Below are 15094 nucleotides of genomic sequence, written 5' to 3'. Positions count from 1 at the left end.
AAAGCGAATACTGCTAAACACGAAGGAGGCAAGGTATGAATATGAATAGCGCCGACGAGATTATTTCCGTCAAGAATGTCTTTAAAGTATTTGGAACCCAACCGAAACTGGCCATGAAGATGCTGGCCGAAGGCGCCTCAAAAGCCGAAGTTTTCCAGAAAACCGGCCAGGCCATTGGTGTGTTCGACGCGAACTTCGCGGTTCGCCGTGGCGAAATTTTCGTCATCATGGGTTTGTCGGGCTCTGGTAAATCAACCATGGTCAGACTGTTCAACCGTTTGATCGAACCCACTTCCGGATCCATCTTTCTTAATGGCAAGGAAATCACCGGGCTGGGGGACAAAGACCTGCTGCAAGTTCGTCGCAAAGACATGGGCATGGTCTTTCAATCCTTCGCGCTGATGCCTCATATGAGCGTCATCGACAACGTCAGCTTTGGTCTGGAAATTAGCGGCGTCAGTGAAAAAGAACGCTATTGCCGGGCCATGGGCGCCCTGCAACAAGTGGGGCTGTCGGGCCAGGAATACAGTTACCCCCATCAACTGTCCGGTGGCATGCAGCAACGTGTTGGCCTGGCGCGCGCACTGGCAAACGACCCGGCAATCCTGCTGATGGACGAAGCCTTCTCTGCCCTGGACCCGATGATTCGCAGCGAAATGCAGGGCGAGTTGATCAAACTGCAGGCCGAGCAGAACCGCACTATCATCTTTATTTCCCACGACATCGAAGAGGCCGTGCGCATCGGGCACCGCATCGCGATCATGGAAGGCGGGCGGGTCGTGCAAATCGGCACGCCGCGCGAGTTGCTGTGTAACCCGGTCAACAACTATGTCCGCGACTTTTTCAATGGCTTCGATACCAGCCGCATTCTCAAGGCCGGCGATATTGCCCAGCAAGACTCGGGCATCACCTATGAGCCTGGCCGTCAAACTCCGGTTAAAGCGGAAGCTTCTTTAAGAGAAATACTTCATATCGTCGCTGCTTCGGCAACTCCTATTCCGGTCGTGGACGAAATTGGCCTGTACAAAGGCTCGATTTCCCAAGGCCATCTTCTGAGCTGCCTGAATAACCATTAATTCCATTGATCAGAATGTTCAGTAGTTCTGAGGCGAGGAAGCATCATGTCGGACTTTAACTTTTTAGACCCCTTCCAAAGTATCAATATCCCATTGGGGTCGTGGGTTGAAACAGCCCTTAAATATCTGGTGCATAACTTCCGAGAGGTGTTCCGCTCCATTCGTTGGCCGGTGGACCAGGTACTCGATGGTGTGCAGTGGGGCTTGCTCTCCGTGCCTCCGTTGGTGTTCATCATCATTGCCGGCTTGATCAGTTGGCAGATCGGCGGTAAACGCATCGCGATCTTCAGCGTTGCAACCTTGACCGGGCTTGGGCTGATCGGCGTCTGGAACGATGCCATGGTCACACTGGCACTTGTTCTTACTTCACTGTTGTTCTGTGCCGTTATCGGTATTCCCCTCGGCATCCTTTGTGCCCGCAGCGACCGAACCGAAATGATCGTCCGCCCGGTTCTGGATGCGATGCAAACGCTGCCGGCCTTCGTGTACCTGGTGCCGGTGGTGATGCTGTTCGGTATCGGCAACGTGCCGGGTGTGATCGTCACCATCATCTTCTCCGTCGCACCGCTGGTGCGTCTGACCAACCTGGGGATCCGCCAGGTGCCGGCCGACAAGGTCGAGGCTGCACGGGCCTTTGGATGCACCGCCACTCAAATGCTGATGAAGGTCCAGTTGCCCCTGGCGGCGCCGACCATGATGGCCGGCCTGAACCAGACCTTGATGCTGTCCCTGTCGATGGTGGTGGTCGCGTCGATGATCTCCGTAGGCGGCCTCGGCTTGATGGTGTTGAGCGGCATCGGTCGCCTTGACATGGGCCTGGCGAGCGTCGGCGGTGCGGGGCTGGTGCTGCTGGCAGTGTTCCTCGACCGGTTGACCCAAGCCATGGGTCAACGCAGTAGCGACCTGGCATCCGGTCAGCGCTGGTATGAGACCGGGCCTGTAGGCCTCGTCATGAAATTGAAGAAAAAGAACGTTACGCGCCCAGTGATTAATTAATTTACCGGCTCACCTATTCCTGCCCACTAAAACTAAAACCCAAAGCGTGGTGAAAAATGAAACTTGCAGAGCTTAAGAAAACGGTAGTTGCGAGTCTGGTTGCTTCAGTGTTTGGCGCGATTGCTTGTTCGGCAGTTAATGCCGCTGATGCGAACAAACCAGGGGCGGGCGTTTCCATCACGCCTATTTTCCCGACCATCGCCGAAGAGCGTTTCCGTGGCGAGATCGCAATGGCTGGTCTTAAAGACCTGGGCTACGACGTCAAGCAGCCAAAGGAAACCGACTACCCCGCGATGTTCCTGGCGCTGTCCTACGGCGATGCGGATTTCACCGTGCATGAGTGGGAACACCTGCATGAGGCTTTTTACGATAAAGCCGGTGGCGACGACGTGATGACCAAAGTCGGGCAAGTCATGAAAGGCGTCCTGCAGGGTTACATGATCGACAAAAAGACCGCCGATGCTTATCAGATCAAGGATCTGTCGGACCTGAAGAAACCGGAAATCGCCAAGCTGTTCGACAGCAACGGCGATGGCAAGGCGGATATGACCGGTTGTAACCCGGGTTGGGGCTGTGAAGTGATGGTCGAGCATCACATGAAAGCCTACGGCCTCGGCCCGACCGTAGTGGACAACCGTGGTTCGTACTTTGCGCTGATGGCCGACACCATCGCTCGATTCCAGCAAGGCAAGCCGGTGCTTTATTTCACCTGGGTCCCGCAGTGGATCGCCAGTGTGCTGGTGGAAGGGCGTGACGTGGTCTGGCTGCCGGTTCCCTTTACCTCGCTGCCTGATGGCAAGGAGAGCAAGGACACCTTCTATCAAGGCAAGAACCTCGGCTTTCCCGTGGATACCATCAACGCCGTCATGAACAAGGAATTCGCAGATAAGAACCCTGTGGCGGTCAAGTTCCTGTCCGAGTACCAGATCAGCACCGATGACGAAAGTGCGCAGAACTTGCGTATGCAGAAAGGTGAAAAATCCCTGGCCGACATCAAGCGACATGCCGCCGAGTGGATCAAAGCTCACCAGACCGAATATGACAAATGGCTGGCTGACGCCCGGGCTGCTGCCAGGAACTAAGTCTTAGCTGTCAATATTTCAGATGCCGTTTCAGGTGTCGTTTCAGGTGCTGTTACAAGTAAAAGTGATCAGGTGGAAAATGATGGATACATTCCAAAGCACGTTGAAGTTCCAGAACATTGGATTTCGGCAAACTACAGATTCAATGGGTCATGAAAAGGTAGTGCGGGTTGTATTCATTCTGCTTGATCACTTTTCGCTGACCGCGCTTTCAACGGCCATGGATGCCCTGGCAACCGGCAACTTGATCAGCAGCAATACCATTTACAAGGTGTCCACTTATTCGCTTCAAGGCGGTCTGGTTGAAAGTGATATCGGTGTCCCGCTTTCCTCGGAAAGGCTGGTACTGGAGAAATTCAACTGTGACGCGGTAATTGTTGTGGGAGGGCAGAGGGTCAGGCTGTCCGCCAACCCATTGCTTCGTCGGGTGTTAAAGAAATCCGCCGCCGGCAAGGGCATCGTCGCCGGTGTCTGGAATGCCGCGTTTTACCTGGCCGACGCAGGTTTGCTCGATCAGCAAAGCAGTGCCTGCCACACCGATAGCTGCGGGCTGATGAACGAGTATTTTCCCCAAGTGAAAATCGCCGCTTCGGATTTTGTCTTCGAACAGCGTCGCGGCACTTGCTCCAGTGCTTCCTCGGCGTTGGACATGACTCTGGCGATCATGCAGGAGCTCGGTTGCCGGGGCGATGCCGGGCTGACCAATGAAATAAAGCGCGTGCACCAACCTAAAGCCGTGCAAAGCAGCGAGGCCGGGATAACCGTCTTGCCGAAGTCGATTCCTCGTCCACTCAACATCGCGCTGAACCTTATGGAAAATCATATCGAGGCGCCGATGGAAATCGAGGAAATCGCCAGCCAGGTCGGTGTATCACGTCGGCAACTGGAAAGACGTTTTGCGCGTTATTTGAATGCCGCCCCCAATCGTTACTACCTGGAGTTGCGTCTGACTCGGGCAAGGCAACTTATTGTTCAAAGTGATCGTTCCTTGACCGATGTTGCATTGGCCACTGGTTTCGTCAGTTACCCGCACTTCTATAAACGCTTCAAGGATTTGTTTGGCCTGCCGCCCATGACCTTTCGCGATAATTATTATTCCGATGATGGTGGCAGTGCAGGGCGATATGCGGTTGCGGCCAACTTTTGACAGGCATTAGTAAGTTCTGACACAGCTGTTTGCGTAGCGGTAAGAAATGGTTGGCACGAAGTTGCCAGGCAGGGTGTCCCGTGGACTGTCGTCAGTTGATTTCAATATAAGCAATTAAACAATAAGCGGTTTAAGACTATGAAAGTGACCTCGCTACCCGCCGATGATAAAAGTTGTGGCTGGTTCCATCTGAGCCGCCCGCGCCAACCCCGGCCTGCGCACCAGGGGCATACCTCAGCTCGCTGGGTAATTATCGGGGCTGGGTTCACTGGACTTGCCGCTGCGCGTCAACTGGCGCTGAATTTCCCCAATGACGAAGTGGTGCTGATTGAAGCGCAAGAAGTTGGCCTGGGCCCATCGGGGCGCAACGCCGGCTTTGCAATCGATCTGCCCCATGACATCGGTGCCGACGACTACATCGGCGATATCAAGCTCGCCCGCACCAGCCTGAAGCTCAATCTGGCCGGGCAGTCGATTTTGCGTGACCTGGTCAATCAGTTCGACATCGATTGCCAGATGAAAGCCTGTGGTAAATACCAGGCGGCCGTGGAAGATCGCGGCATCGCGGTGCTCGAAGCGTACCGGCGAGGGCTGGATAAACTCGAGCAGCCTTACCAGATGATCGAGGCTGACGAATTGCCCGAGCATCTGGGTACGCATTTTTACCGCAAGGCGTTGTACACCCCCGGCGCGATCCTGATTCAGCCGTCGGCGTTGGTGAAGGGCCTGGCCGACAGCCTGCCATCCAATGTCACGCTGTATGAACGCACGCCCATTCTTGAAGTGGAGTACGGCGCGAAGACCGTTCTGACCCACGCCAACGGCAGCATCACGGCGAACAAACTGATTTTGGCCAACAACTCGTTCGGCATGCGCTTCGGCTTTCTTCAAGGCCGCATGTTGCCCATCTACACCTACGGCAGCATCACTCGCCAACTGACCGAAGAAGAACAGGCACGCCTGGGTGGCAAACCGTACTGGGGCGCCATTCCGGCAGACCCATTCGGCACAACGGTCAGACGCACCCCGGATAACCGACTGCTGATCAGAAACAGCTTCAGTTTCAACCCGGACGGGCGCAGCAACAGCAAATACAACGAGCGTTTTGTGCGTCGCCATAAAGCGTCATTCGATCAGCGTTTCCCGATGCTCCCCAATGTTGACTTCGAATACACCTGGGGCGGAGCGCTGGCCATGTCGCGCAACCACAACGGCTTTTTCGGCGAACTGGCACCCAATGTCTACGGCGCTTTGGGTTGCAACGGACTGGGCGTTACCCGCGGCACCGTGACCGGGAAACTGCTCGCCGACTGGCTCGCTGGCGATCGCGGCGCACTGATCGAGTTTTTGCTGCAAGCGCCAGGGCCGAACAGCAACCCGCCTGAGCCGTTTCTTTCGATGGGCGTAAACATGAACCTCAAATGGGGGCAATTCCGCGCCGGCAGAGAAAGCTGAGCCGCCATATCCCTACTGGCTGTCCCGAACCCGCTGTAAGTGCAACTCGCTTCCCGATGTATCGAATATAAGGATAAGAAATGAAGAACGTTGGTGTTTCAATTGAGGATGTCCCACTTAACAGTTTTCATCGACTGCTGACGATTCGCGCGGCAGGTGGTTCTTTTGTGGATGGCTACGTCCTCAGTATCATCGGCGTCGCGCTGATACACATGTCCAAGTCCCTGGCCCTCGATGATTTCTGGGAGGGCATGATTGCCGCTTCGGCACTGATCGGCATCTTTTTCGGCGGCTTCCTCGGCGGCTGGCTAACCGACATTCTTGGCCGTAAGCGCCTGTTGTTCGCAGGCCCCACCATTTTTATCGCCGCGTCCCTGGCCCAGTACTGGGTGGACTCGGCCATTGCGCTGTTCTTCCTGCGCTTGTTGTTGGGTGTGGCGGTGGGCATCGAATACCCCGTTGCCACTTCGCTGCTGGTCGAGTTTCTTCCCCGCAAATACCGCGGCCCGCGGCTGGCGATGCTGACCATCATGTGGTTCGCCGGTGCGGCCATGGCCTACATCGTCGGCGCGGCGATGTTCAAGATCTGGGGCTCCGATGTTTGGCGCCTGGTGTTGGCCAGCGCTTCGATCATTGGCTCCTTGTTGTTTCTAGTGCGTATCGGCACGCCGGAATCGCCACGCTGGCTGCTCAACAAGGGCCGACCTGCCGAAGCCGAAGCGATCATCAAGAAGGTCTACGGCGCCGGATTTTCCCTGGGGAACCTGCCGGAGCAGTCCTGCGGCAAGAAAATCAGCATCTCCAACCTGCTTCATTCGGGCTACGGCAAACGAATGCTGTTCGTGGTGATTTTCTGGACCTGCTCGGTCGTTCCCCTGTTCGCCGTCTACGCCTTCGCGCCAAAAGTATTGGCCGCCCTGAATCTGCAAGGGGATTGGGCATCGCTGGGCTCAGTCGCCATTACTTTGTTCTTCGTGATCGGCTGCGTGATTTCAACGCGAATCATCAATGCGGTCGGTCGTCGCAACCTGCTGATCTACAGCTTCCTGTGTTCCGGCCTTGCACTGCTGGGCCTGGCCATCGGTCACGCCGGGCCGAGCGGTCTGGTGCTGTTCTTCTTCATTGCCTACGCGCTGTTCATTGGTGGCGCCCAAGTGCTGACGCTGGTGTACCCCAACGAATTGTTCCCGACGGAGATCCGTGCATTCGCCGTGGGTGTCGGCACCTCGCTCTCGCGGGTCGGAGCTGCTGCGGGGACTTATCTGGTGCCGATTTCACTGAGCAAATTGGGGATTGCCGAGACGATGTACGTCGCCGCTGGCGTCACGCTGGTCGGGCTGTTGCTGTCGTGGCTGCTGGCACCTGAAACCCGTTCGCTGAATCTGCAACAGGCTGCATCGCTGAATTAATCAATTTTAGAACCAACCCTTTTTGAACCCGGCTGATGACAGTCGCGGGCAATCAACACGGAAACCACTGGAGGAAACATCATGAACTTCGACGGCATTTTTACCCCGGCCATTACGCCACTGACTTCGGATGGCCAAATCGACTTCCCGGCCTTCGCTGAGGTTCTGGAGTATCTGGTCGAGTCCAAAGTCCACGGCATCATCATTGGTGGTTCTACCGGTGAGTACTACGCGCAAACCACAGCCGAGCGGCTGGAAATTGCCCAGCGTGCGAAAGACGTGCTCAGGGGGCGCCTGCCACTGGTAGTCGGTACTGGCGGTATTCGCACCGAGGATTCGGTGTACTTTGCCGAGAAGGCCAAGGAGCTCGAAGCCGACGCGCTGCTGGTGGGTTCGCCGCCTTACGCCTTGCCGACCCAGAAAGAAATCGCCGCCCACGTGCTGGCCGTGGACAAGGCCGCGGGCCTGCCGATCATGCTCTACAACTACCCGGCTCGCATGGGCGTCTCCATGGGTGACGAGTTCTTCGCCGCAGTGGCCCAGTGCAAGAACATCGTCGCCATCAAGGAAAGCTCGGGCGAAATGAATCGTCTGCATCGCCTGGCGCATTCCCATCCCGAGATCCAGCTCTCCTGCGGTTGGGACGATCAGGCCCTGGAGTTCTTCGCCTGGGGGGCCCGCAGCTGGGTCTGCGCAGGCTCGAACTTCATCCCCCGCGAACACGTGGCGCTCTATGAAGCCTGCGTGATTGAAAAAGACTTCGCCAAGGGGCGTCGCATCATGTCGGCCATGCTGCCACTGATGGACTTCCTCGAAGGCGGCAAGTTCGTCCAGTCCATCAAGCACGGCAGCGAATTGAACGGCCTGCGCACCGGTGGCGTGCGTGCACCATTGCAACCGCTGGAAGCGTCCGAGAAGCAGGCGCTGAAAGAGGTTATCCAGACCCTTAAACAGAACGTCGCCGCAATCGTCGGGGAGGCATGAAATGGCAGATCTATTGACTAAAGAGGCGTATCGCGACCTGGCCGGCAAGCTGGAGTTTCGCAATCAGGCCTTTATCGATGGCAAGTTTCGCGACGCACAATCGGGCAAGACCTTCACCACGACCAACCCGGCCACCGGTGACGTGCTGGCTGAGATTGCCGCCTGCGATTCAAGTGATGTGGACGTCGCTGTCGCCGCGGCCAAGGCAGCGTTTGACGACGCGCGCTGGCATTCGCTTTCACCTTCGGCTCGCAAGTCCGTGCTGCTGCGCTTCGCTCAACTGTTGGAAGACAACGCCCACGAACTGGCAGTGCTCGAAAGCCTGGACAGTGGCAAGCCCATCCGTGAATGCCAGAACGTTGATGTGCCCGAGACCATTCACACGCTGCGCTGGCATGCCGAGCTGATCGACAAGGTCTACGACTCGACCGCGCCGACCGGCTCGGGCGCGGTCACCATGGTGGTGCGCGAGCCCATCGGTGTCGTCGGCCTGGTGTTGCCGTGGAACTTCCCGCTGCTGATGCTCGCCTGGAAGATCGGCCCGTCCCTGGCGGCGGGCTGTTCGATCGTGGTCAAGCCTGCGAAGGAAACCACCTTGAGCACGTTGCGCGTGGCGGAGCTGGCTTATCAGGCGGGTATTCCGGCGGGCGTGTTCAACGTGGTGCCTGGCGGCGGCAAGGACGCTGGCGAACCGATGGGCCGGCACGCGGATGTCTCGATGGTCAGCTTCACCGGTTCGACCGACACCGGGCGTTTGTTCCTCAAATATTCCAGTGAGTCGAACCTCAAGCGCATCGTGCTGGAGTGTGGCGGCAAGAACCCGGCGGTGGTGATGGACGACGTCGAGGACATCGATCAGGTCGCCCAGCATGTGGTCAACGGTGCTTTCTGGAACATGGGCGAAAACTGCTCCGCGTCCTCGCGCCTGATCGTTCACAGCGACGTCAAGGACGAACTGCTCAAGCGCGTTCAGGTTCACCTGGCCGACTGGCAGATGGGTGATCCGCTCGATCCGGAAAACCGTCTGGGCTCGATGATCAGCAAGGCTCACTTTGAAAAAGTACGGTCCTACATCGAACACGCCAAGGACCAGAAGCTCGATGTACTCGCTGGCGGCAACACGGCCAAGGACATCTTCGTTGAGCCTACGATTCTCGATGGAGTAGGGCGCGACAGCCGCTTGTTCCAGGAAGAAATCTTCGGCCCGGTTTTGAGCGTGACCACCTTCAAAACCTTGGACGAAGCAATCGAACTGGCCAACGACACGGCTTATGGGCTCGCGGCGTCGGCCTACACCGGCAACCTGCGTAATGCCTTGAAGCTCTCGCGGGGTATTCGTGCGGGCATCGTGACCGTGAACTGCTTCGGCGAAGGCGATGCGTCCACGCCGTTCGGCGGCTACAAGGAGTCCGGCTTCGGTGGTCGGGACAAGTCCATCTGGGCCCATGACCAGTACACCGAATTGAAGACCATCTGGATCGACGCGTCCTGATAAAGCTTCAATGTTGTGATTCAAGGATCGCCTCAACCCCAAGGGTTGTGGCGATTTTTGTGCTTGTTTGATTGGAGCGGGGTTCAAGCAAGGAGCTCTTCTTCTGCTCGCTGATATTTCCAGTGCAAACGATGTTTTTCCTCTCGCTCAAGGGCAAGGCTGCACATGTGGGTGATAGCGTTGGCGCCGCTACTCAAAACATGAGCCACGCGATACATGACGCCAGTGATCGGTTGACGCGCAATACGCAGGTGTTGGGTCAGCAGTTCAACCAGTTGCTCAAGGAACAGCCATTGATGATGGCCGCAGCGGGTATTGCCGTAGGGGCGATGATTGGTGCGGCGTTGCCGACGACCACCACCGAGCAGCGTTAAATGGGACGGACCAGCGCGGGCCTGGTGGACAAGGTGAAGAAGCAGGCCCAGGAGGGCTACGAAGCGGTGCGCGACACCGTTACCAAAACCACCGACCAGGCCGATGCTCCAGCAAGACCGGACTCGCCGCAAAACAATGCATCCAATGCATCGGCGGATCCTTCTCGGGGATTAGGTACTTCCTGAGCGTAGCGTTACGGTAGGCCCGCAATGGGTCTCCCGTAACGTTCCAGCGAAATCGTCAACGATAACGCGTGAATCCTGGCACTCCGGGGTGGCCGCGAATTTTTCGCTGGCCGGCTCCTACTGATTGGGGGTGTACCCACTATCAGAATGCACCCGCAATACCTGTGGGAGCGAGGCTTGCCCGCGAAGGCGTTGGTTCTGACGCATTGATGTTGGATAGGTTGACGTCTTCGCGGGCAAGCCACGCTCCCACGGTGGTTGGCGTCGATCAATGAAATTGTGAACGCCACATAACCTGCTGCTTAACCGGTAGAGACCGTAAATATCAGCTGATTTCTGTAGATGCCCACGGCACTATATGCGTTCTGCGCATTGGGGAAATCAGGATGATATGGACTAAACGGCGCAGCTCGCTGATGGGCTTCATTGTTCTTGCGACGGGGCTGGTACTTTTTTCAGCCTTTCTGTTGCTGAAGTCGGAGACGCAGCGAAGGGAAAGGTATTTTTCAGAGTACGTGCAGAATATTTCCGGCATCGTGCGCAATCAGCTCGATACCAATGAAGCGGTGCTGTCGGGGTTCTCGGCGTTTCTGCAAGCTGTCGATCAGAGTGATACCGAGGCTACGGCCCGATACGCGGCAGCCGTCTTGTCAGCCTATCCCCACATCTACATGCTCGAAGCGGCCCGCGCTGTACCCATCGCGCAGGAAAATGAGTTTGAGCAATTGCTGCGGCGCACCTGGCGCCCCGACTTCAAGCTCAAGGATTTTCCAAGCCTCACTCAGCAACCGGTCCAACCCCAAGCCTATCTTGGCGAGACATGGCCGGTTCTGTTCATGTACCCGTCGCTCCCAGGATCGAGCTCGATCTATGGCGTCAGGCTGGAAACCGTCGGGCACCTGTCCTACGCGCTTGCTCGAACCCGCAACAGTCAGAAGCCCATTGCCTCGCCTGTTTTCTCAATGTACGAGGGCGATAGCGCCTACATTCTGATGCAGTCTGTCACCCGCCCGGCAGGCACACGAGAAAATGCTTCCCCTAATTTTTTTGGTAGCACGATGGTCTCGTTGCTCTTGATCAGGACGGGCTCGCTACTGGATGCCGTGAACGACGCTAACGTCGATCCCTTGGTTCACATCGCCGCCGTACTGAAGACAGCTGCCGGAATTGAAAGCGATGTGTTTTCAACGCAGGTTCAACACGCCGGTTTTCTGGATCGCCTGTTCTTGCCGCAATTGACTGACCGTGTCGACGTTCGCAGCGCGTCGCAGCCCATGACGCTGATATTCGAACGTCAACTGCGCATGGGGGATGTGCTGACCGAAGAAATCCTGATGATCTTTTTGGTCCTCGCCGCCGCACTGGTGCTGATGCCGATTGTGCTGATCCGGCATTTCAAGGCAATAGAAAGGGCTGAAGTCGAGCACGAACGATCGACCTATCTCGCGACTCATGATGTGCTGACGCAACTGCCCAATCGGTATCTCTTTGCCGAACGGTTCGCCCAGGCCTTCTCGGATTGGGAGGAGAAAGGGATTGCGTTTGCCGTGTTGTTGATCGACCTGGATCAATTCAAGGAAATCAATGACAAGCACGGCCATGAAGTCGGCGACCAGGTGCTGCGAGCGGTCGCACACCGTATGCTTCACACCTCGCGCGCCTGTGATACCGCTGCACGCTACGGCGGTGATGAATTTGTAATGCTGATTTCCGGTCTCACGGATCCTCAGAGTGCTGAGTTGAAGGCAGCAAGAGTGTTCGACAGCATCTCGCAATCAGTCATGACGAGCGCAGGAGAACTTTCGGTATCGTGCAGTATCGGAATTTCGCTGTGTCCGTTTCATGGCCAGAGTCTCGATACGCTACTCAAGGCGGCAGATCAGGCCATGTATGGCGTAAAGCAATTGGGGCGAAAAGGCGTTGCGATGACTGAATCCCCGGACGCTTGAGAGTCCTGATGATTCGGTCATTGCCTGGTATTGCTTCTTGCGGAGTCATCAGGCGGTGAAGGAAACCAGCGCACGTAAATCTTCTTGATCGTGCCGTTGGCTTCGAGGCGTTGATAGCCCTCGTCATACAGCTTGAGCGCTCGCACTCCGTCTGGATGAGAAAGGCTGAAGCCGATGAAGGAGTTTTGCACGCCGCAATTGAAGGCAAAGCGCACGGTGTCCTCCGTACCCGACTGCCTGGCTTTCTGATTCCTTGCCTCGATGTCATTGCTCATGACCACCGCGGCCTGAAAGCGTTGGGCGGCGAGTTTTTGCAGGCTTGTCAAATCCGAGAGGGAATTCTCGAAGATGACCCCTGAGCTCTGCAGTGCCATGATCTGTGCTGAGTATTCGAAATCCCGGGTGATGCCAACGACGGTGCCAGGCGGCAAGACGCACTTGCCATCCGGCGGTTTCGGCAAGGGGGCTTTGACAGGTTCAAACAGGTCGTTGCTGACTTTGAAGATCGGTCGCGCCGCCAACTTGATCTTGCCCTCGAAATCCGACTGCCAGCTCATGTTGAAACAGGCGACAACCTGGCCGCTCAGCACCATGTACTTGCAGCGTGAGTAGGGGACGACTCTCAGGTGCGCCTCCACCCCCATCTCCTTGAAGGCGGCGACCACCACATCGTTGGCGTAACCTGTGCCGTCGCTGTGGGACCAGGGTGCTGCAGCATCCTCCACCATGATCGTCAATGTCTCGTGCGCCTGCTGTGCGATGACGGCGTTCGCTGCAAGCATCTGGAGTGTACACGTCAGAAGGGTCGGTAAAACGTGTGGCCACATTCCGTGGTAAGTCCTTTTCTACAAGCGGGCGTCTTTGCGTCGTTGATACCATCTCAAGTCAATAAAGTCTCTGACTACAGCCTCAAAGCCTGAAATTTTCAGATGAGGCGGCCTCTGCGATCGTACGTGCTCCTCATCGGAAATCGATATTCGTTCCTTGCCATGATGGCAAACAGCCGCTAAACATTAAGGGAAATGGAGAGGGCCTGAATATGATTTTGAGATTCGTCGTTGTCCCTGCAATCCCGACAGAAACAGGAACTGTGCGCAGCGGAGTGCGCTACTACTGCGAAACCGCTCCGATCGGTTTCAACGTCTACGACAACGAAGAAAAGATGCGCCTGAAGATTGTCTATCAAGCGCGGGCCGAAGCCGAAAATGCTTGCATACAGCTCAATCAGGAACGGCTGCAAAGGATGATTTCAGAGCGCGAGTCCGTAGCTTCCCTATAGCAATGCCCATTTGGAGGAGCTGGCTTGCCAGCGATGAGGTCGGCACCTTCACTACCCATGTTGCCTGACACGACGCCTTCGCGAGCAAGCCCGCTCCCACAGGTTGATCGTATTCGTACACAAAATTTCCGATCACCGCCGACCTACTGTGGGAGCTGGCTTGCCAGCGATGGCGGCCTCACAGCCAATCTGACTCTCACGACCGCACCCAGTCCAACTGTGGGAGCTAGCCTGCTAGCGAAAGCGGTGTGTCAATCAACAAAGATGTTGGATGTGCCGACCCCATCGCGAGCAGGCTCGCTCCCACAGTGATTTTGGTGCAGTTTTCAAATGTGGGAGCTGGCTTGCCAGCGATGGGGCCGTGTCAGGCGACATCTCCATTGCCTGACACTCAGCTTTCGCCAGCAAGCCGGCTCCTACAGTTTGATCATTGTCGTGCACAAATTTCGTGTTAACAGCAGATCCACTGTGGGAGCTGGCTTGCCAGCGATGAGGCCATCAAATCCAACATCAGTGTCGCCTGACACGACGCCATCGCCCGCAGGTCCGCTCCCACAGTTGATCTTCGGCGAATACAGATTTCGTATACTGGATCCCTTTCAGCTTCTGACACGGTTAAACGATGCTGAAAGTAGCCTTTTAACAAAACCGGAAACGGGCACTTCGACTTTTTTGTGGATGAGATAAGACGCTTCTATCATCAAAGCGATTGTGCCCCACAGCAGCAGGTGTGAATTGATGCCCGGGTAAGCAACGTTGAAGATCATGAACCCGATCATCTGATGCAATAAATAAAGTGGGTAGGTGATCGCACCAATGGTTGTCCAGTTCATTTGCCCGATGACGCCTGTCTTGTTCATCGCGATCAAATAAAACGTCATGTAGAACAGGACGATCAGGCTACAGACGATCAACGGATTGTATTCGGTGGCGTATTTGGTTTCGATCAGTTCGGCCCAAACGACTGCCGTGTAGCAGGCCAGCGCCAATGATCCCGCCAGCAAGAGCACTCGCGTTTTTGTAAAACCCTTGGTCCATATGATGTAGAACGTTGCACCTGCAATGAAGTAACACGCGTAGTCGGTGATTAGAATCGAGCGCAGCTTTTCAAAACCGAGTACTTCTGCCGTTGCAGAAATCAGCAGCCAGAACACAAGGCACGTCTCGATCTTTTCAATTTTCTTGAAACCCAACAGGATCGATATCATCAGGTAGAACTTTATTTCTACAAATAAAGACCAGTAAACGCCGTCTATGGGCGCGACGCCCACAAACTCGCTGAGTAATGTCATGTTGACGATGTATTGATAAAAGTCAGCTGTAAACCTGGGTTGTCCGATGAACAGAGTGATGACAAACGTGAGGGTGCAGCACGCCCAGAAAGCCGGGTAGAGGCGGATGGCGCGGGAGATGAAGAACTTTTTCAGATTATTGTTCGAAGCGGTCATCAGAATGACGAAGCCGCTGATCATGAAAAACAGTTCGACGCCCAGATAACCGTATTTGGCAGGTTCGGCCAATAGCGGGTAGGGCATCGCAGACATGTCGCCCTTGGCATAACCACGAAAAGCATAGTGAAAAAACACTACGGCAATCGCAGCCAAAAAGCGCAGCAAGTCCAATTCGTTCAGCCGGCGTTTGATCACGTTTATGCGCTCCATACTC

At 55.9% G+C, this 15094-nt stretch carries 14 protein-coding genes; 12 read left to right on the top strand and 2 right to left on the bottom strand.

Translation table 11 applies throughout. The features are described 5' to 3' along the window. Window positions 1-41: 41 nt before the first annotated feature. The 11 genes from ACRESJ_RS12405 to ACRESJ_RS12355 all read left to right on the top strand — a co-directional run bounded on the left by ACRESJ_RS12405 (window position 42) and on the right by ACRESJ_RS12355 (window position 12150). Window positions 42-1076 carry a quaternary amine ABC transporter ATP-binding protein gene (locus ACRESJ_RS12405; RefSeq protein ID WP_431758173.1) on the top strand — a complete coding sequence of 345 codons (1035 nt, stop codon included), beginning with the start codon at window positions 42-44 and terminating at the stop codon, window positions 1074-1076. Window positions 1077-1121: 45 nt separating this feature from the next. Beyond that, window positions 1122-2072 (top strand): glycine betaine/L-proline ABC transporter permease ProW, encoded by a 951-nt coding sequence (gene proW, locus ACRESJ_RS12400; RefSeq protein ID WP_431758150.1) that lies wholly within the window; start codon window positions 1122-1124, stop codon window positions 2070-2072. A 56-nt stretch (window positions 2073-2128) separates the two neighbouring features. Beyond that, a complete protein-coding gene (gene proX / locus ACRESJ_RS12395) occupies window positions 2129-3154 on the top strand; it encodes a glycine betaine/L-proline ABC transporter substrate-binding protein ProX (protein ID WP_431758149.1) in 1026 nt (341 codons plus the stop codon). Between the two features lie 46 nt (window positions 3155-3200). Then, the gene (locus ACRESJ_RS12390) at window positions 3201-4301 is read left to right on the top strand and encodes a GlxA family transcriptional regulator (protein WP_431758148.1); all 1101 of its coding nucleotides are present in this window, start codon (window positions 3201-3203) and stop codon (window positions 4299-4301) included. Window positions 4302-4439: 138 nt separating this feature from the next. Next, complete coding sequence (locus ACRESJ_RS12385; RefSeq protein ID WP_431758147.1) at window positions 4440-5756, top strand: NAD(P)/FAD-dependent oxidoreductase; 1317 nt, start codon at window positions 4440-4442, stop codon at window positions 5754-5756. Window positions 5757-5836: 80 nt separating this feature from the next. After that, entirely contained in the window at window positions 5837-7165 is a 1329-nt protein-coding gene (locus tag ACRESJ_RS12380) for an MFS transporter (RefSeq protein WP_431758146.1), read from the top strand. An 81-nt stretch (window positions 7166-7246) separates the two neighbouring features. Beyond that, window positions 7247-8149 (top strand): dihydrodipicolinate synthase family protein, encoded by a 903-nt coding sequence (locus tag ACRESJ_RS12375; RefSeq protein WP_431758145.1) that lies wholly within the window; start codon window positions 7247-7249, stop codon window positions 8147-8149. A gap of 1 nt (window position 8150) precedes the next feature. After that, window positions 8151-9641, top strand: coding sequence for an aldehyde dehydrogenase (locus ACRESJ_RS12370; protein ID WP_431758144.1), 1491 nt, complete (start codon window positions 8151-8153; stop codon window positions 9639-9641). Window positions 9642-9772: 131 nt separating this feature from the next. Then, a complete protein-coding gene (locus ACRESJ_RS12365) occupies window positions 9773-10015 on the top strand; it encodes a hypothetical protein (protein ID WP_431758143.1) in 243 nt (80 codons plus the stop codon). Continuing rightward, window positions 10016-10201: a hypothetical protein gene (locus ACRESJ_RS12360; protein ID WP_431758142.1), complete on the top strand. Its 186-nt coding sequence runs from the start codon at window positions 10016-10018 to the stop codon at window positions 10199-10201. 386 nt (window positions 10202-10587) lie between these two features. Then, window positions 10588-12150, top strand: coding sequence for a diguanylate cyclase domain-containing protein (locus tag ACRESJ_RS12355; RefSeq protein WP_431758141.1), 1563 nt, complete (start codon window positions 10588-10590; stop codon window positions 12148-12150). Between the two features lie 17 nt (window positions 12151-12167). Here the strand turns inward: ACRESJ_RS12355 and ACRESJ_RS12350 are convergent, their stop codons facing one another. Beyond that, window positions 12168-12932 (bottom strand): substrate-binding periplasmic protein, encoded by a 765-nt coding sequence (locus tag ACRESJ_RS12350; RefSeq protein ID WP_431758140.1) that lies wholly within the window; start codon window positions 12930-12932, stop codon window positions 12168-12170. A 257-nt stretch (window positions 12933-13189) separates the two neighbouring features. Here ACRESJ_RS12350 and ACRESJ_RS12345 point away from each other — a divergent pair, with 257 nt between their 5' ends. Beyond that, window positions 13190-13429, top strand: a complete 240-nt coding sequence (locus ACRESJ_RS12345) for a hypothetical protein (RefSeq protein ID WP_431758139.1) — start codon at window positions 13190-13192, stop codon at window positions 13427-13429. 599 nt (window positions 13430-14028) lie between these two features. Here the strand turns inward: ACRESJ_RS12345 and ACRESJ_RS12340 are convergent. Continuing rightward, window positions 14029-15075, bottom strand: a complete 1047-nt coding sequence (locus tag ACRESJ_RS12340; RefSeq protein ID WP_431758138.1) for an acyltransferase family protein — start codon at window positions 15073-15075, stop codon at window positions 14029-14031. Between the last annotated feature and the right edge of the window lie 19 nt (window positions 15076-15094).

This window comes from Pseudomonas sp., assembly GCF_050739655.1.
In the GTDB taxonomy this organism is placed as follows: Bacteria; Pseudomonadota; Gammaproteobacteria; order Pseudomonadales; family Pseudomonadaceae; genus Aquipseudomonas.
The sequence above is the reverse complement of the archived record's forward strand: the minus strand, read 5'-3'. Positions and strand labels throughout refer to the sequence as shown.